The following is a 16,990-nucleotide window of genomic DNA, read 5'->3' as shown; positions in this document are numbered from 1 at the left end:
CGAGAGGCGTTTCGCCTGATGCACGTGACGAGCGAACCGGCATCAGTCACTTGGTCTGCGACGACTACGGGTGGTTGGCTGTCTCTTGCGATTGACTGTCCACAAGCCGGATTCCGCTGTGCATCGAGCCGTCACGCAATGGCAGCCCGAGCGGCGATGAAAACCTCAGTGGGCATGGGCTTGCGAAGCTTCCACGTGATCGCCATCGGACGTTCCCCGGTGTGCGATTCGTAGTCGGCCGGCCCCAGGAACACGTACGGCGAGGTGCCGAGCGGCCCGGTCTTGCGTTGGCGTACGAACAGCAGGATCGACGTTCCACGCTCTCGATGGTTGATGTACCGCTGGCCCGTGGGCGAGGACTCGCGCGTGGTCGACTGCGATTCCCAGTGAAAGAGTTCGGGACTGAGCGCGAAGTCTCGGTACATCGTCGTGGGGGAGTAGTCGGTGTCCGTCTTCTGTAGCGTGATGAAGAAGGCGTCAGCCTGGCTGGCCTCGCACCAGGCCACCCCTTCGCGCATGGTTCCCGGCGTCCGGCTCATAGTTGCGTGCCCGAGCGCCGCGAGAACTTCCTCGCGGGTGTAGCTCGCGTGCACAGCCAAGGGCACGTCCTTCAGCGCCGGCTCCAACTCCACGATGGGCTGAGTACTGCGCCGAGCCAAGTCGAAGCTGACGTCGATGATCTGTGTGAGTTCGGAGCGCAGCGCCGGCTCTTCGTTGAGGGTGGCGAGACCGGTTGCCGTGTCGGGGAAACCGCCCCCATCCGGGAATAGCGAGAAGAACAACATGTCCGAAGTTCGACGCTCCAGAACGGAATCGTCGGCCTGGCCCGAAGCGAGGAGCTGGGCATACGCCGAACGGCGCGCGGCATCATCGACCTGAGTGAAGGCACGGGCTCGACGGGCCAACTGGTCCTCACGGGGGCCAGGGGCGGGGACTTCCTTACCGGCGTCGCGACACAGCTTCGTCCATGTCTGTCCCTTGTCCCGGATGACGTCGGCCAGGCTGCGCTGCCCCGCGTCGAGGAAAGAGGCCAACTGACCGTTCGGGTGTGTGGCCACCTCGGTCACCAGGGCTGCCCAACGTGGGGAGACCTGCTGTCGGACGTTGGCTAGCACAATCTCGCGCGCCACCTCGTCCAACACGATCTGCGAACCTGAGGGCAGGAACGAGAATCCCTGCTCCACCTGGCGCACCAGGTCCCCGCGACGGAGACCGGTCATGGCTGTGAGGCGCTGGTCGAAGCGGAACTCGCGGCGGTGATGACCGACGAAATCGAGCGCGGTCAGCACCGTCTTGCCGCGCGTCATGCGCAAGCCGCGGCCCAACTGCTGGAGGAAGACCGTCGAGCTCTCAGTGGGCCGTAGGAACAGCACCGTGTCCACGTCGGGGATGTCCAGGCCTTCGTTGAAGAGATCGACCGCGAAAACGGCGTTGAGCTGACGCTCTCGCAGGGCTACCAAGGTGTCTCGACGTTCCTGGGCCGGAGTATCTGCGCTGACGGCGCGGGACGGGATGCCGGCCTCGGTGAACTTCTCCGCCATGTAGCGCGCGTGCTCGACGCTGACACAGAAGCCCAGCGCCCGCATCATGCCGACGTCCGCGACCTTGTCGCGGACCTGGCGCAGGACGATGCGGGTGCGCGCATCGTCACCGGTGTATAGCTCGCTGAGCGACGTGGTCTCGTAGGCGCCTCGTCGCCAGGTCAGGCGGGAGAGGTCGGTGCCGTCGTGAATGCCGAAATAGTGGAAGGGGCAGAGCAGGTTCTGTTCCAGTGCATCCCAGAGGCGTAGCTCGCTGGCCACTCGGCCGTCGAAGAAGGTGCGAACGTCGGCGCCGTCCGTCCGTTCCGGCGTGGCAGTGAGCCCAAGCAGTTCGATGGGCTGTACGTGCTCGAGCAGGCGGCGGTAACTGGCCGCCTCGGCATGATGGAACTCGTCGACCACCACGACATCGAACTGGGCCGGGTCGATCTCCGACAGCCGCCTCGCGGACAGCGCCTGCACGGCGGCGAACACGTGACGCCAGCGCTTCGGCTCCTTACCTCCCGCCAGGAGCTCGCCAAACGTCCCATCCGAGAGCACTTCTTGGTACATGCGCCGGGCCTGTTCCAGGATCTCGATGCGGTGGGCCACGAACAGCAGGCTCAGATCGCGGCCGTGATGATCCTCGACCAACCGTCGGTAATCCAGCGCAGCGATCACTGTCTTGCCCGTCCCCGTGGCAGCCACGACGAGGTTGCGGTGCCGGTTGTGCAGGGTGCGTTCGGCGTCCAGCTCCTCGAGCATCTCGGCCTGATGCGGTTTGGGCCGCACCTCGAGACCGGACAACGTCACTGACGTCGGACGCTGCCGTCGTCCTCCCGCGACCTCGAGCGCTTCCCGGAGTCGTTCGCCGTCCCGGCCCGGAAGGTACGGCTCGAACTCCCGGCTCGCCCAGTACGAGTCGAACGTGGACCGGAACTTGTTCAGTAGCGCCGGTGTGGCGATAGCCGAAAGTCGGACATTCCACTCCAGCCCATCGATCAGCGCTGCATGCGAGAGGTTGCTGCTGCCCACGTAGGCGGTGTCGAAGCCAGTTCGACGGTGCAGCAGCCAAGCCTTGGCGTGCAGTCGGGTCCGGTCGGTCTCGTAGTTGACCTTCACGATCGCGCCGAACTCATCGACCAGTCGGTCGAGGGCCCGCGCATCCGAGGCGCCCAGGTAGGTGGTCGTCAGGACGCGTACCGGCACGCCCCGCTCCTTGAGCATCAGAAGTTGACGCTCGAGAAGCCGAACGCCTTCCCATTTCACGAAGGCGCACAGGAGGTCAACGCCATCGGCGCTGCTCAGCTCGGCCTGAAGCTCGGCGGCCAGGGTGGGCTCGCCGCGAGCATTGGTCAGCAAAGCGGCGTCCGAGAGCGGTGTCTTGGGCCGTTCGACGTTCGGTGCGACAAGGCCCGGGTGCGCCTGAATCGCGAGCAATTGCTCGAGCCGCGGGAGCTGCTCGTCGAACGTCTCCTGCTCAGCATCGGGAAGGGCCCGCAGAATCGTGCGAGCCAACGCAACCCGGTCCGCCGTACCGGGCGCGCGGCGCAGGCTGCCCTCGATCAGCGGCGCGAGATGCCGGACCAGGGCGGTCGTTTCCTCCGCCACATCGACCTTGTCAGTGTGAGCCTGGGCGTCGACTAAGCGGGCAAGACTGTCCCGAAGTCCGACGGTGACCAGAGACTCGTAGAGCCCCTCCTGCACGTACCACTCCCCGTTATGGTCAGACGACCGCGCCGTCCCCGTCGTCCTCGTCGCGGTGCTGCGGCATCCGCGCGACCAGGGTCACGAAGCCGGCCACGAACGCCACGATCGCGGCCATCAGCAGGAGCTGCGGAGCGGTGCGCCAGGCGATCACGGCGATCAGCAGGAACAGCGGCCCGCCCAGCGCGCCGGCCCAGGCGACCCGGCTGATCAGGTCGCCGCGCGGCAGCGGGGGCGGCTCGGGCGGCTCGTACCGCTCGGTGTCCTCGGGCTCGGCCGGCTCGGACCGGTCGGACCGTTCGCCGTCCGGGACGACCGAGAGTCCTTCGGTCTCAACCGGAACCGACTTGGTCACCGGCGGCAGGGCGCGCAGGGCCTCCAGGTCGGCGTCCTCGTCGGCGGGCCAGGAACGTTCGCCCTCGGGCGTCTCCTTCTCCCAGTCGGCAACGATCGCCGCGAACGCCGAGTCGATGTCCAACGGCTCCCCGGAACCGCTGTCGGGCCCGTTGCCGCCCCCGGCGTTCGCCTCGTCACTCATGGCTCGTTCCTCGCCATGCGCCGCACACTCTGCTCGATGATGAGCTCGCTCCGCTCGCTCATGCCGTCGTCCGGTTGCGGGTGACCTGCTCGATGAACTCGATGGACTTCTCGAAGATCGTCGGCGCGTCGTTGTCGAGAGTGGCCACGTGGTAGCTGTCCTCCAGCACGATCTCGACCGGGTCCGGGGAGGACACTTTCGACAGGATCAGCGCGCTCGACGAGGCCGGCACCACGTGGTCGACGCGCGAGCGGATCAGCAGGAGCGGCGCCGTCACCTTCGGCAGGTCGGCCACGACCCCCTTGTACCCGGCCAGGCTCGAGGCCAGCGCGTGCGACGGGATCTTCCCGTACGCGTCCTCCGTCACCCCAGGCTTCTTGATGTCGTTGCCCACCGGCGGCAGGTACGGCGTGAGCCACTTGACGACGGGCAGCGCGACCAAGCGCGGGTCGTCGATGCGCACGGCCGGGTTCACCAGCACCAGCCCCGCCACCTCGGCGGGGTACCGCTCGGCCAGGGTCAGGGCCAGCGCCCCGCCCATCGACAGCCCGCAGACCACGACCGTCGAGACCTTGGCGCGCAGCGTGTGGAAGGCCGAGTCGGCCTCGGCGACCCAGTCTTCCCAGCGGGTACTCCGCATGTCCTGCACCGTCGTGCCGTGCCCGGGCAGGCGGGGGAGGGCGACGGTGCGGCCGGTGGCGGCGATCGCCTCGGCCCACGGGCGCATGGACGTGGGGTTGCCGGTGAAACCGTGCAGTACGAGGACGCCGACGTCGTCGCCGTCGGAGTGGAAGGGCTCGGCACCGGGCCGCACGGTCATGACCACTCCCATCGTGAATCTGCCCGCCAATCGTGACACGGCGGGCCGCCGAGGTCGAGGCCGGTCGACCGGAGTCCGGATTGTCAGGAAACGCCAGGGGAACACTCTCGGATGTAGCGCCGCCCACAACCACCCCGGTTTCCGCACGCGCATCCGCGGCCTACCCTCGTTGACAAGCCCTCGCACCGGAAGGGGGTCGTGGGTCGAGACGCGGGGGGCGGAGGTTCGGTGCTCTTCTACTGGCTGCTGAAGCGGGTCATCCTGGGCCCCCTCATCGCCGCCGTCTGGTCCCCGCGGGTCGAGGGGCTGGAGAACGTGCCCGACCGGGGCGCGGCGATCCTGGCCAGCAACCACCTGTCCTTCTCGGACCACTTCTTCCTGCCGCTGTTCGTGCCCCGGAAGATCACGTTCCTGGCCAAGTCGGACTACTTCACCGGCCGGGGCGTCAAGGGCCGGCTCACCGCCGCCTTCTTCGCGGCCACCGGCCAGGTGCCGATCGACCGCACGGGTGGGCGGGCCTCCGAGGCGGCCCTGCGCACGGGGCTGCGCGTGCTCGGCAAGGGCGAGCTCCTGGGCATCTACCCCGAGGGTTCGCGCTCGCCCGACGGGCGCCTGTACCGGGGCAAGACGGGCGTCGCCCGGATGGCCCTGGAGGCCGGCGTCCCCGTCATCCCCGTCGCGATGGTCGGCACCTACGAGGTGCAGCCCCCCGGGCGGAAGTTCTGGCGGCTGAAGCCCGTGCGGGTCGTGATCGGCAAACCGCTCGACTTCTCCCGCTACGAGGGCATGGAGTCCGACCGGTTCGTGCTGCGCTCGATCACCGACGAGATCATGTACGAGCTGATGGAGCTGTCCGACCAGGAGTACGTGGACGTCTACGTGGCGACCATGAAGGAGCGCCTGGCCGCGGCCAAGGCGGGCCACGCCTGGGAGGCCCACGACGGCGTCCACGACGGGGTGGTGACCCCGGGCGGGCCCCCCGCCCGAACCGCACCCGACGACGCCGCCTGAGGGGCGCCGTCCCACGGCTCATCCCGGACGACGCCCGCCCCTCGAGCGGGCGGCCCACCGCCCGTACGGGTCGGCGCGGCGATACTCGGGCGAAACTCACGACCCCGGTCGCTTAGGCTGGCCCGGTGAACGTCCGTCTCCCGCTCGAACAGCTCCCCGAATTCGGGGCTCCGCAGACCGCCGCCGCCGCCCTCGAGGCCGGCCTCGACCTGTGGCGTGACCTGCCCGCCCTGCAGCAGCCGGAATGGCCCGACGAGGCCGTGCTGAAGGAGGTCACCGCCGAGCTCGCGGCGTATCCGCCGCTGGTGTTCGCCGGCGAGTGCGACGACCTGCGCGACCGGCTGGCCGCGGCCTCCCGCGGCGAGGCCTTTCTGCTCCAGGGCGGCGACTGCGCCGAGACGTTCGCCGAGGCCACGGCCGACCGCATCCGTAACAAGATCAAGACGATCCTGCAGATGGCCGTCGTCCTGACCTACGGCGCGAGCATGCCGGTGATCAAGGTCGGCCGGATGGCCGGCCAGTACAGCAAGCCGCGCAGCAGCCCCACCGAGACCCGCGACGGCGTGGCGCTGCCCGCCTACAAGGGCGACGCGATCAACGACTACGACTTCACGCCCGAGTCGCGCATCCCCGACCCGCGCCGGCTGCTGCGCGCCTACAACACGAGCGCCTCGACCCTGAACCTGATCCGCGCGTTCACCAAGGGCGGCTTCGCCGACCTGCGCCAGGTGCACGAGTGGAACCGCGGTTTCGTGAAGAGCCCGGCCAACGCCCGCTACGAGGTGATGGCCCGTGACATCGACCGGGCCATGCGCTTCATGGCGGCCTGCGGCGGTGACACCGACGCGCTGCGCACGGTCGACTTCTACTCCTCGCACGAGGGCCTGCTGCTCGACTACGAGCGAGCGCTGACCCGCATCGACTCCCGCACCGGCACCCCGTACAACGTGTCGGCGCACATGGTCTGGATCGGCGAGCGCACCCGCCAGCTCGACGGCGCGCACGTCGACCTGATGTCGCGGGTGCGCAACCCGATCGGCATGAAGGTCGGCCCGAAGACCACGCCCGACGAGCTCCTGCGGCTGATCGACAAGCTCGACCCGCACCGCGAGCCGGGCCGGCTGACGCTGATCTCCCGGATGGGCGCGGGCACCATCCGCGACGTCCTGCCGGGCCTGGTCGAGGCCGTGCACCGCGAGGGCATGCCGGTGCTGTGGATCACCGACCCCATGCACGGCAACACGTTCGAGTCGGCCTCGGGCTACAAGACCCGTCGGCTGGACGACGTCCTCGACGAGGTGCGTGGCTTCTTCGAGGTGCACGCGGCGCTGGGCACCGTGCCCGGTGGGCTGCACGTCGAGCTCACCGGTGACGACGTGACCGAGTGCCTGGGCGGGTCGGAGCGGATCGACGACGCCGACCTGGCCACCCGGTACGAGACGCTGTGCGACCCCCGGCTGAACCACCAGCAGTCCCTGGAGCTGGCGTTCCTGGTCGCGGAGATGCTGAGCGAGCGGTGAGCGCGCCCGTCGACCTGCGGTCGGACACGCTGACCCGGCCGACCCCGGCGATGCGCGAGGCGATCGCGCACGCCGAGGTCGGCGACGACGTCTACGCCGAGGACCCGCTGGCCAACGAGCTGGAGGCCCGGGCCGCGGCGCTGCTCGGGCACGAGGCCGGGCTGTTCTGCCCGACGGGGTCGATGACCAACATGCTCGGCGTCCGGGTGCTCGTCGCGCCCGGGCAGGAGCTGCTGTGCGACTCGATGGCGCACGTCGTGCGGGCCGAGCTCGGCGGGCACGCCGTCCTCGGGCAGGTCACGACCCGCACCTGGGTGTCGGAGCGGGGCCGGTTCTCGGCCGACCAGGCCCTGGAGATGGCGGTGCCCGACGCGGGCCCGTACTTCGTCTCCACCGCCGCGATCGCCGTCGAGAACACCCACAACTTCGGCGGTGGGACGGTCCAGTCCATCGACGAGCTGAAGTCGCTGCGGGCGGGGGCCGAGGCGCTCGGCGTCGCGGTGCACCTGGACGGCGCCCGCCTGTTCAACGCGCACGTCGCCACCGGCGTCCCGATGTCCGAGTACGGGGCCGTGGCCGACACCGTGTCGATCTGCCTCTCGAAAGGCCTTGGCGCGCCGATCGGTTCGGTGCTCGTGGGTTCCGCCGAGCGGATCGCACAGGCCCGGGTCTGGCGCAAGCGGTACGGCGGCGGGATGCGCCAGGTCGGCGTCCTGGCCGCGGCCGGGCTGCACGCGCTGGACCATCACGTCGAGCGGTTGGCGGACGACCACGCGCGGGCCCGGCGGATCGCCACCGCGGTCGCCGCGGCCGCCCCGCAGGTCGTGGACCCGGCCGACGTGGAGACGAACATCGTGGTCCTCGACCTGCCCGGGGCGGTCGGCGAGTCGCCCGCGGCGGACGTCGTCCGGCTGGCCGCCGAGCGCGGCGTGCGGGTGGGCGCGCTCGGCACCCGGACGGTGCGAGTGGTGACCCACCTCGACGTGGACGACGCGGGCACCGACCGCGCGTGCGACGTCCTGCCCGCCGTGGTCACGGACGTGCTGTCGCGCAGCTCCTGACCCCCGCAGACGGGTGTAGCCCGGGGGTGGCTCACTCGCGCGCCGGCCTCGGTGGTCAGCGGGACCTGTGAGGTCTGGGAGAATGCCGGGGTGCAGGAGCCCGCGCCGCAGCCGCGAACGCTACCGCCGGGCCAGAGCCTGGCGGCGGGGTTCCCGGTCCGGCACTACGGGCCGGTCCCGAGATTCCGCCCGGACACGTGGAAACTGACCGTCAACGGCGCCACCGCCGACGGGCAGGAGCACCACCTCGACGTCGACGCCTTCGCCCAGCTGCCGCGCGGCAGCGTCACCGGCGACCTGCACTGCGTCAGCAAGTGGTCGGTCCTCGACAACCTCTGGGAGGGCGTACTCGCCCGCACCCTGGTCGAGCTGATCCCGCCGGCCGACGAGGTGACCCACGTGATGGCGTGGGCCGAGTACGGCTACTCGACGAACCTGTCGATGGACGATTTCGTCTCTCCGCGAACGGTTCTCGCCACCCATCGCAACGGTGAGCCGCTCTCGCCGGAGCACGGGTGGCCGCTGCGCCTGGTGGTTCCGCACCTGTACAGCTGGAAGGGCCCCAAGTGGCTGCGGATGATCGAGTACCTGACGCTCGACCGCCGCGGCTTCTGGGAGGAACGCGGCTACCACCGCCAGGGCAACCCCTGGCGGGAGGAGCGGTACTCCTACCAGGAGTGAGGCTCGGGGAGCGGCCTCAGCGGCCGGGGCCGTTGCCGACGAAGACGTTGACCTGCGTGCCCTGCTGGACGTAGCTGCCCGGCGTGGCGCTCTGGAAGGTGACCACGGCGTTCGGGTTGTTGCCGCCCCCGTTGATCACGTTCATCGTCAGCCCGGCGCCGTTCAGGATGCCGTTGGCCTCCTCGACGTTCTTGTTCCGCACGTCCGGCACCTGGACCTGCCCGTCGGGCACCTTCACCACGGTCAGGGTGACCGTGTCGCCCTTGGCCACGTTCGCGTCCTTGGCGGGGCTCTGGTCGAGGACGGTGCCGGGCGCCTGCGTGCCGTCGCCGTCCGTCTCCTCGACCTTCACCTTGAGGCCCAGCCCGGACAGCTGGGCCTTCGCGGCGTCGACGTTCTGGCCCACCACGCCGGGGACCTTGATCGGGGCCGGACCGCGGCTGACGATCAGCGTGACCTGCTGCGAGTTGACCTTGATGGTCTTACCCGCGGCCGGGTCGGTGCCGATCACCTGACCCTTGTCGATCTTGTTGCTGTACTTCTCGGTCGACTCGGCCGCGATCTGGATCTTCCCGTTGGCCGCCTTCAACTTGGCCCGCGCGTCCTCCTCGGACAGCTTCGCCACGTCGGGGATCTTCACCGTCTCGGGGCCCTGACTGACCTCGATCGTGACCTCGCCGCCCTTGGACACGCCCTCACCGGCGCCCGGGTCCGACTGGATGACCTTGCCCTTGTCGACGTCGTCGCTGTACTGGGGCACGATGACGACCGTCAGACCGGCCGCCTTCAGCGTCGCCGTCGCCTCGGCCTGGGTGGAACCGACCACGAGTGGGACGGGGATCTTCGAACCCGGCCCACCGGCGAACCACCAGACGATGAGCAGCAGGAGCACCGCGGCGCCGCCCCCGGCCCCGATCAGCAGCCGCTTGCGCTTCTCCGGGTCCATCGGCGGGCGCGCGGCCCCCGGACCACCGAGCGCGACCAGCGGGGCGTCGTCCTCGTCGTGCACCGACAGCCGCGGCAGACCGCCGTACCCGGCGTTCGGGTCGTTGCCGCCCGGCCAGGACGGGCCCCCCGGGCCCCCCGGCCCGGCGGGCGGGCCGAGGGCCGTGGTCGCCGGCCCGCCCACCGCGGTCGGCCGGTCGGCGAAGGACGGCGGGGGCGCGAAGGCCGTGGGGGCGCCGCTGAGCGCCGTGGTGTGCGCGGTCGCAGGACCGGCGGAGAAGGCGGCCGTGCCGGCGGCGGCCCCGGCGGCACCGACGGCTCCGGCCGTCCCGCCCGCGAAGGCCCCGGCGGCGGCACCGCCGACCACGGGCATGCCCGCGGTGTTCATCGCTCGGGTGGGCTCGGAGCGGGTCACCGGCTGCAGGGACGGCGTGACCGCGCGGATGTCGAGCGCCGCGGCCGGCATGGTGGCCCGGATGTGACGGACCTCGGCGAGCATGTCCTCCGCGGTGGCCGGACGGCGGTCGGGGTCGTGCTCGGTGGCCTGCAGGACCAGCGCGTCGAACACGTCCGGCAGGCCGGGGGCCACGACGCTGGGGGCCGGGACGCGCTCGTGCACGTGCCGGTGGGCGACCTGGACGGGCTCGCCGCCGCTGTACGGCTGGGCGCCGGTGAGCAGTTCGAACAGCACGATGCCCGCGGCGTACAGGTCGGCCCGGTGGTCGGCGATCCCGCGGCTGACGAGCTCGGGGGCGAGGTAGGCGGCGGTGCCGAACAACTGGCCCTGCGCGTCGCTGGGCACCGGGGCGGCGATGGCTTTGGCCAGGCCGAAGTCGGCGACCTTCACGCGGCCGTCGTCGGTCAGGATGATGTTCTCGGGCTTCACGTCGCGGTGCACGATGCCGCCCCGGTGCGCGGCGGCCAGCGCGTCGAGCAGCGGGACCATCACGGACGACGCCTCGCGCGGGGTCAGCGCGCCGCGCTCGGCGAGCACCTCCCGCAGCGTGCGGCCCGGCAGGTACTCCATGGCCAGGTACAGCAGCTCGTGACCAGGCTCGCTGCGGTCGGTGCCCTGGTCGAAGACCTGGACGATGTTCGGGTGCGACAGCCGGGCGGCCGAGCGTGCCTCCCGTACGAAACGGGACGCATACTCCTCGTCACCGCCGAAATCGGCGTGCATCACCTTCAGCGCGACCTCGCGGTCCAGCCGCCGGTCGACCGCCAGGTACACCGTGGCCATCCCGCCGTCGGCGATCTTCGACTCCACGAGGTAGCGGTCGTCGACCATGCGGCCGAGGAGCCCGCCCTTCACAGTGAGGTCCACGGGTCCGACTATACGGGGGCTCCTGGGGTCCCACGGTTTCATCGGTAACACTGATTCGACCCAAGACGCAGGTCGGGGGCATGAACCGGACACCTCCGCCGCCTGTCCCGGCCGCTGCTTGAGGCGGTTCTCACATCGCCGGGCGGCCGTGGCAGGCTGAGCACGTGGACGTGCTCGACTCCGGCCCCGACGGCCCCCGTGAATGGCTGCCCCTGCCCGATGTCGCCGAACGGATGGGCATCGCCGTCGGCAAGGTCCGGCGGCTGCTGGAGGAGCGCCAGCTCCTGGCGCTGCGACGTGGTGAGCGGAAGATCCTGAGCGTCCCCGCCGAACTGCTGGGGGACGACGGTCAGCCCCTGGACGCGCTGTCCGGCACGATCGTCGTGCTCGCCGACGCCGGGTTCACCGACGAGGAGTCGCTGCGCTGGCTGCTCACCCCCGACGAGAGCCTGCCGGGCACGCCCCTGGACGCGCTGCGGGCCGGCCGCAAGACGGAGATCCGGCGCCGCGCCCAGGCCCTGGCCTTCTGACCCGCCCTCTTACTCGTCCCTGATCACGATCTGATGAGGGCGCGGCGGGTCTTGCGGGCCTGGCGCAGGGCCGGGACCGCGACCTGGAACCGCCGGGAGAGCCGGACGCCGACCCGCTGGGTGAGCACCTGGTACCCGGCCTGCTCGACGGCGTCCAGGATCTCGCCGTACAGCACGAACGCCGTCCGCACGCAGTCCCGGCTGGTCGGGTGCAGCATGTCGATGCCGGGTTCGGCGAACGCGTACAGCGCGCGGGCCCGGTCGATCTCGAAGGCCAGCAGCTCCCGGATCATCGGCGTCACGATCCCGCGCTCCAGGTGCGCCCGGGTCACCCCGAACGTGTCCAGGTCCTCCTGCGGCAGGTAGACCCGGCCCCGGCGCAGGTCGTCGCCGACGTCGCGGATGAAGTTCGTCAGCTGGAACGCCTCGCCCAGCGCCCGGGCCCGCGCCGCCGCCTCCGGCTGCTGCGGCTCCAGGATCGGCAGCATCTGCAGCCCGATCACCGACGCGCTGCCGTACATGTACTGCTCGAGGTCGGTGTAGCGCGGGTAGCCGGTGATCGTGATGTCCATCTGCATGGACTCCAGGAACGCCTCGACGTGCTGGCGGGGGATCGCCCACCGGCGCATCGTGTTGATCATCGCCAGAGCGGCCGGGTCGTCCGGCATCGGCCCCCCGGCCAGTGCGTCGAGGAAGTTCGCCCCCCAGGTGATCAGGGCGTCGGGGTCGGGGTTGACCAGCGAGTCGACGAACTCGTCGGCGTAGCGGGCGAACCCGTACAACGCCCAGACGTGGGGCCGCTTGGCGGGCGGCAGCAGCATCGTGGCCAGGTAGTACGTCTTGCCGTGCTCCTGGTTCAGCTTGCGGCACACCTCGTACGCGGCGCGCAGCTGCGGGTCCTGGATGCCCGCTGCGTCGAGTACCCGGTCACTCACCCCGCGCATTGTGCCGTATCCGCCGGGTCCGGCCCAGATCCGCTCCGAGATTGACGAAACGCGGGTTCGTCGCGCCCAGCTTGACGAAATACAGCCTGGAGAAGCCCGGTCCGGGGCTTCAGAGAAGCGCAACGTCAATCTCGGCGCAGCAGACCCGCACAACGTCCATACAGATGCTCAGGACTCGGTGACCCGCACTGCCAGCTCGGTCAACAGGTCGCGCATGGTCGAGTGCCTGACCTCGATGTCGAGGCGCCGCGCCTGGGTCTCAATCATCTCGTCGTGGAAGGCCAGGATGAAATGCCGACGGGAGCGGAACACGTCGTCGGAGTGGTACTCGTGCACGGAGTTCACCTGCCGCGAGTGCTCGATCCAGGCCGAGTTGTGGACCTCGAAGGGGCCATAACCGCTCAGCCCGGAGCCTGCCAACGGATGCCCGTGCTGTGCCTCGTCGTTGGGCCCGCCCCAGCGCACTTCGGAACAGCCCACGATCTCGACGACCAGAAGGGCTTCCTCATCACCGGACGTCACAGGTCTTCCCTCGGACTCTCCCCAGCCGCCGAGGGCGCGTAGGTTCTCGGAGTCCCGTGGGTAACAGATCACGAACGCACGATGCGGACCGACGACCAGGTGGGGCATCGGCGCCCCGGCGTTCCACGTCACCCCCAGGTCGAGCGGTTCCACCCATGGGCGACCGGCAGCCGCTGCCGCCTCACGTCGTGCGGCCGGCTCCCGCTCGAACCGGGCGATCGCCTCGGCCACCGTCTCGCCGTCCGTCGCCATCAGACCCACGCCCTGGACCGGTAGAACGGGTCCGGACCGGTGATCCGCTCGGCCGCCAGGCGTCCGGACAGCAGCACCATCGGGACGCCGACGCCCGGCTGGGTCCCGGACCCCGCGAACACGACGTTCTCGCCCCACAGGTTCCCGGGCCGGAACGGGCCGGTCTGCCCGAACGTGTGCGCCGCGCTGAACGGCGCCCCCGCGGCCATCCCACGCGCGGCCCAGTCGGCGGGCGTCGTCACGTCGATGACCTCGGCCGCGCCGGTGAACCCGGGATAGCCGCGCTCCTCCAGCACGTCGAGCACGTGCTGGGTGTACACCGGGCCGATCCGGTCCCAGTCCACCGGCCGCGAACCCCGCGGCGGCTGCAGGTTCGGCGTCGGGAACAGCACGTAGTAGATGTGCCGGTTTCCGGGGGCGAGCCGGGGGTCGGTGCGGGTCGGGTTGGTGACCAGGAACGACGGGTCGCTCATCAGCCGGCCGCGTTCGAGCTCGTCGAACACCGAGTCCCAGGCGTGCCCGAAGTGGATGTTGTGGTGGGCGGCGGCCGGGTAGTCGGCCCGCGACCCGGCCAGCATCAGGTAGCAGGACGGCGAGTAGCGCAGCCGCCGGACCCGCCACGGCACGCGACCCAGCAGGTCGCGGTAGGCGACGGGCAGGTCGGGGTTGAGCACGACGGCGTCGCACGGCACCCGCTCGCCCGTCGCCGTCCGGACGGCGACCGCCCGCCGTCCCTTCAGCTCCACCCCGGAAACCTCGGTCCCGTAACGGAACTCGACGCCGTGGCGGGCGGCGGCGGCGGCCATCGCGGCGGGTACGGCGTGCATCCCGCCGGCCGGGAAGTACACCCCGGCCACCGAGTCCATGTACGAGATGACGGCGTACAGGGCCAACGCGTCCTGCGGCGACAGGCCGGCGTACATCGCCTGGAACGAGTAGACCCGTTGCAGCCGTTCGTCGTTCAGGTACTGCGCGACCTTCGGGGCCAGCTTCCGGAACCCGCCGATCGCCACCAGCCGGGCCAGGTTGGTCGAGACCAGGTCGAGCGGGGAGTCGATGTTCCGGTCGATGAACGAGCGCATCTCGTACCGGTACAGCTTCGACACGAACCTCACGTACTGCCGGAACCCCGCGGCCTCCCCGGCCCCGCAGAGCTTCTCGATCTCGGCGGCCATCGCGTCGACGTCCGCGTGCACGTCGATGTGAGACCCGTCCGCGAAGTTCGCCCGGTACAGCGGTTCCACCGGGCGCAGGTTGACCCAGTCGGTCAGGTCCTCGCCGAGCGCGTCGAAGCAGTCGGCGATCAGGTCGGGCATGGTCAGGACGGTGGGGCCCGGGTCGAACCGGTACTCGCCGCCGGCGGGGGAGGGCAGCACCCGGACGGCGGCCCGCCCGCCCGGGGTGGCCTCGCGTTCCAGCACGGTCACCCGCCGTCCGGCGCCGGCCAGCCGCATAGCGGCCGACAACCCGCCGAGCCCGGCGCCGACGACGACGACATGGTCGGTGGGCCCCTCGACCCGGCGACCCCGCCCGAGCGCCACGGCGGTCAGTGCGCCCGCGCGGTCGCGGCCTCGGCCAGGGCCCGCAGCACCCCGCGCGCCGGTTCGGGCAGGCCCTCCACCCGGGCCAGCGCGGCGTCGGCGAGGCCCGCGATCGAGCGCTCGACGTCGTCCAGCGCCCCGGTCTCGACGATCACCGCGCGCAGCGCCTCGACGTCGTCGCCCGTGAGCTCCGGGTCGCCGAGCAGCTTGTCGACCAGTGCGGCCTGGGCGGGGGTGGCCGCCTCCAGGGTCAGCCCGATCAGCACGGTGCGCTTGCCCTCGCGCAGGTCATCCCCGGCCGGCTTGCCGGTCGCGGCGGGGTCGCCGAACACCCCGAGGACGTCGTCGCGCAGCTGGAACGCCTCGCCCACGGCGAGGCCGAACGCCGACAGCGTCTCCCGCACCACGTCGTCCCCGCCCGCCAGCCCGGCCCCGATCAGCAGCGGCGCCTCGACCGAGTACTTGGCGCTCTTGAACCGGATCACGTGCCGCGCCCGGCGGGTGATCTCGGCCGGGTCGGCCAGCGGTACCGACGCGGCCAGCACGTCGAGGTACTGCCCGGCCAGCAGCTCGGTGCGCATCCGGTCGAAGGTCTCGCGGCCCCCCGCGGAGCGTCCGGCGTCGAGCCCGTGGCCGGCGAACAGCTCCTCCGACCAGGCCAGCGCCATGTCCCCGACGAGCAGCCCGCCGGCCAGCCCGAAGCGTTCCGCACGGCCCTGCCAGCCGTTCTCGTCGTGCAGCGCCTCGAACCGCTTGTGCACGGCGGGCATCCCGCGGCGGGTGTCCGAGCCGTCCATCAGGTCGTCGTGGATGAGGGCGGCCGCCTGGAACAGCTCGAGTGCCGCGGCGGCCCGCACCGCCCCCGGCTCGGCGGCGTCACCCCCGGCGGCCCGCCAGCCCCAGTACGCGAACGCCGCGCGCAACCGCTTGCCGCCCCGCATCAGCAGCTCGACGGCGTCCACCAGCTCCCCGACCTGCGGGTCGACCCCCGCCAGCACCGCCCGCTGGGCGGTCAGGAACCGGTCGAGCTCGGCGTCCACCCGGGCGCGCAGCGCCTCCCGGTCGACAGGCGAGTCAACGGGGGAGGGGGCGGTGGTCACGGCCACAGCCTACGGGCGGGACCCACCCTTTACCCTGTGAGCATGCCCGCCCCGACCGGTGACCCGACAGGCTCCGCCCCCGGCAGCCTGCCCGCTGCCCTCGCGGAGCTGCGCGCCACCGGCCGCCCGTCGATCTCGTTCGAGTTCGGGCCCCCGCGGGACGACGCGGCCGAGGCGGTCTTCTGGCAGACCATCCGCGTGCTCGAGCCCTTGGCGCCCACCTTCGTGTCGGTCACCTACGGCGCCGGCGGGTCCACCCGCGACCGGACGGTCCGCATCACGCAGCAGCTCGCGCAGACCACCACCCTCACCCCGGTCGGGCACCTGACCTGCGTCGGGGCCTCCCGCAGCGAACTGCGCCGGGTGATCGGCGAGTACGCCGACGCCGGGGTGCGCAACATCATGGCGCTGCGCGGGGACCCGAAGGAGGGCCCGCGCGCCCCGTGGACGCCGCACCCCGACGGCCTGAACTACGCGGTCGAACTGGTCCGGCTGGCGCGTGAGCTCGGGTCCTTCGGGGTGGGCGTCGCGGCGTTCCCCGACGTGCACCCGGCCAGCACCGACCTGGACGCCGACGCGCGCGTTCTGGCCCTGAAGGCCGAGGCGGGGGCCCAGTTCGCCGTCACCCAGTTCTTCTTCACGCCCGACGACTACTTCCGGCTCGTCGACCGGGTCGCCGCGCTGGGCTGCGACATCCCGATCCTGCCCGGGATCATGCCCGTGACCAGCGTGAAGTCGATCCAGCGGATGGCCGAGCTGTCCGGGGCGGACATGCCCGCCCAGCTGATCGAGCGGTTGCACGCCGTCGCCGACGACCCGGCCGCGGTGCGCGCCGTGGGCGTCGACGTGGCCACCGAGCTCGGCTCGGCGCTGCTCGAGGGCGGCGCGCCGGGGCTGCACTTCTACACGATGAACCGGTCCACGGCGACGCTCGAGGTGTACGAGCGGCTGGGGCTCGCCGCCCGGGTCTGAGC

Annotated in this window: 14 protein-coding genes; 6 read left to right on the top strand and 8 right to left on the bottom strand. The window is 71.2% G+C overall.

Going from position 1 to position 16,990, the window contains the following annotated elements:
- Positions 1 to 131 precede the first annotated feature (131 nt).
- Genes ACIB24_RS20530 through ACIB24_RS20520 form a run of 3 tightly spaced genes read right to left on the bottom strand, consistent with a single transcriptional unit; the run spans position 132 to position 4,585 of the window.
- The gene (locus ACIB24_RS20530; RefSeq protein WP_398284046.1) at positions 132 to 3,227 is read right to left on the bottom strand and encodes a DUF3427 domain-containing protein; all 3,096 of its coding nucleotides are present in this window, start codon (positions 3,225 to 3,227) and stop codon (positions 132 to 134) included.
- A 19-nt stretch (positions 3,228 to 3,246) separates the two neighbouring features.
- Positions 3,247 to 3,765 carry a hypothetical protein gene (locus ACIB24_RS20525; RefSeq protein WP_398284045.1) on the bottom strand — a complete coding sequence of 173 codons (519 nt, stop codon included), beginning with the start codon at positions 3,763 to 3,765 and terminating at the stop codon, positions 3,247 to 3,249.
- A 58-nt stretch (positions 3,766 to 3,823) separates the two neighbouring features.
- On the bottom strand, positions 3,824 to 4,585 hold the full coding sequence (locus ACIB24_RS20520) for an alpha/beta hydrolase (protein WP_398284044.1): 762 nt from the start codon (positions 4,583 to 4,585) through the stop codon (positions 3,824 to 3,826).
- Positions 4,586 to 4,783: 198 nt separating this feature from the next.
- Between ACIB24_RS20520 and ACIB24_RS20515 the strand changes: the two genes are divergently transcribed.
- The 4 genes from ACIB24_RS20515 (at position 4,784) to ACIB24_RS20500 (ending at position 8,858) form a co-directional block, all read left to right on the top strand.
- Positions 4,784 to 5,596, top strand: coding sequence for a lysophospholipid acyltransferase family protein (locus tag ACIB24_RS20515; RefSeq protein WP_398284043.1), 813 nt, complete (start codon positions 4,784 to 4,786; stop codon positions 5,594 to 5,596).
- A gap of 209 nt (positions 5,597 to 5,805) precedes the next feature.
- Positions 5,806 to 7,116, top strand: a complete 1,311-nt coding sequence (locus ACIB24_RS20510) for a class II 3-deoxy-7-phosphoheptulonate synthase (protein WP_398284132.1) — start codon at positions 5,806 to 5,808, stop codon at positions 7,114 to 7,116.
- Positions 7,117 to 7,166: 50 nt separating this feature from the next.
- Entirely contained in the window at positions 7,167 to 8,177 is a 1,011-nt protein-coding gene (locus ACIB24_RS20505; RefSeq protein ID WP_398284131.1) for a threonine aldolase family protein, read from the top strand.
- Between the two features lie 90 nt (positions 8,178 to 8,267).
- The gene (locus ACIB24_RS20500) at positions 8,268 to 8,858 is read left to right on the top strand and encodes a molybdopterin-dependent oxidoreductase (RefSeq protein ID WP_398284042.1); all 591 of its coding nucleotides are present in this window, start codon (positions 8,268 to 8,270) and stop codon (positions 8,856 to 8,858) included.
- 16 nt (positions 8,859 to 8,874) lie between these two features.
- Here the strand turns inward: ACIB24_RS20500 and ACIB24_RS20495 are convergent, their stop codons facing one another.
- The gene (locus ACIB24_RS20495) at positions 8,875 to 11,127 is read right to left on the bottom strand and encodes a PASTA domain-containing protein (protein WP_398284041.1); all 2,253 of its coding nucleotides are present in this window, start codon (positions 11,125 to 11,127) and stop codon (positions 8,875 to 8,877) included.
- A 164-nt stretch (positions 11,128 to 11,291) separates the two neighbouring features.
- On the opposite strand from ACIB24_RS20495, the gene ACIB24_RS20490 reads away from it, so the two are divergent.
- Positions 11,292 to 11,657 (top strand): Rv2175c family DNA-binding protein, encoded by a 366-nt coding sequence (locus ACIB24_RS20490; protein WP_398284040.1) that lies wholly within the window; start codon positions 11,292 to 11,294, stop codon positions 11,655 to 11,657.
- A gap of 23 nt (positions 11,658 to 11,680) precedes the next feature.
- Here the strand turns inward: ACIB24_RS20490 and ACIB24_RS20485 are convergent, their stop codons facing one another.
- The 4 genes from ACIB24_RS20485 to ACIB24_RS20470 all read right to left on the bottom strand — a co-directional run bounded on the left by ACIB24_RS20485 (position 11,681) and on the right by ACIB24_RS20470 (position 16,016).
- A complete protein-coding gene (locus tag ACIB24_RS20485) occupies positions 11,681 to 12,601 on the bottom strand; it encodes a phytoene/squalene synthase family protein (RefSeq protein WP_449619064.1) in 921 nt (306 codons plus the stop codon).
- Between the two features lie 168 nt (positions 12,602 to 12,769).
- Positions 12,770 to 13,375, bottom strand: coding sequence for a hypothetical protein (locus ACIB24_RS20480; protein ID WP_398284038.1), 606 nt, complete (start codon positions 13,373 to 13,375; stop codon positions 12,770 to 12,772).
- Positions 13,375 to 14,916 (bottom strand): phytoene desaturase family protein, encoded by a 1,542-nt coding sequence (gene crtI, locus ACIB24_RS20475; RefSeq protein WP_398284037.1) that lies wholly within the window; start codon positions 14,914 to 14,916, stop codon positions 13,375 to 13,377. Before crtI ends, ACIB24_RS20480 begins: the two co-directional genes overlap by 1 nt.
- 5 nt (positions 14,917 to 14,921) lie before the next feature.
- Positions 14,922 to 16,016: a polyprenyl synthetase family protein gene (locus ACIB24_RS20470; protein WP_398284036.1), complete on the bottom strand. Its 1,095-nt coding sequence runs from the start codon at positions 16,014 to 16,016 to the stop codon at positions 14,922 to 14,924.
- A 42-nt stretch (positions 16,017 to 16,058) separates the two neighbouring features.
- Here ACIB24_RS20470 and metF point away from each other — a divergent pair, with 42 nt between their 5' ends.
- Positions 16,059 to 16,988, top strand: coding sequence for a methylenetetrahydrofolate reductase [NAD(P)H] (metF, locus tag ACIB24_RS20465; RefSeq protein WP_398284035.1), 930 nt, complete (start codon positions 16,059 to 16,061; stop codon positions 16,986 to 16,988).
- Positions 16,989 to 16,990 lie beyond the last annotated feature (2 nt).

Source organism: Spongisporangium articulatum, assembly GCF_044465595.1.
In the GTDB taxonomy this organism is placed as follows: domain Bacteria; phylum Actinomycetota; class Actinomycetes; order Actinomycetales; family Kineosporiaceae; genus Spongisporangium; species Spongisporangium articulatum.
This window is presented reverse-complemented; position numbering and strand designations above follow the sequence as displayed.

Coding starts and splice junctions, on each gene's coding strand:
- ACIB24_RS20520 (WP_398284044.1), bottom strand. CDS start 4,585: ATGACCGTGCGGCCCGGTGCCGAGCCCTTCCACTCCGACGGCGACGAC.
- ACIB24_RS20505 (WP_398284131.1), top strand. CDS start 7,167: ATGCGCGAGGCGATCGCGCACGCCGAGGTCGGCGACGACGTCTACGCC.
- ACIB24_RS20485 (WP_449619064.1), bottom strand. CDS start 12,601: ATGCGCGGGGTGAGTGACCGGGTACTCGACGCAGCGGGCATCCAGGAC.
- ACIB24_RS20480 (WP_398284038.1), bottom strand. CDS start 13,375: ATGGCGACGGACGGCGAGACGGTGGCCGAGGCGATCGCCCGGTTCGAG.
- ACIB24_RS20525 (WP_398284045.1), bottom strand. CDS start 3,765: ATGAGTGACGAGGCGAACGCCGGGGGCGGCAACGGGCCCGACAGCGGT.
- metF (WP_398284035.1), top strand. CDS start 16,059: ATGCCCGCCCCGACCGGTGACCCGACAGGCTCCGCCCCCGGCAGCCTG.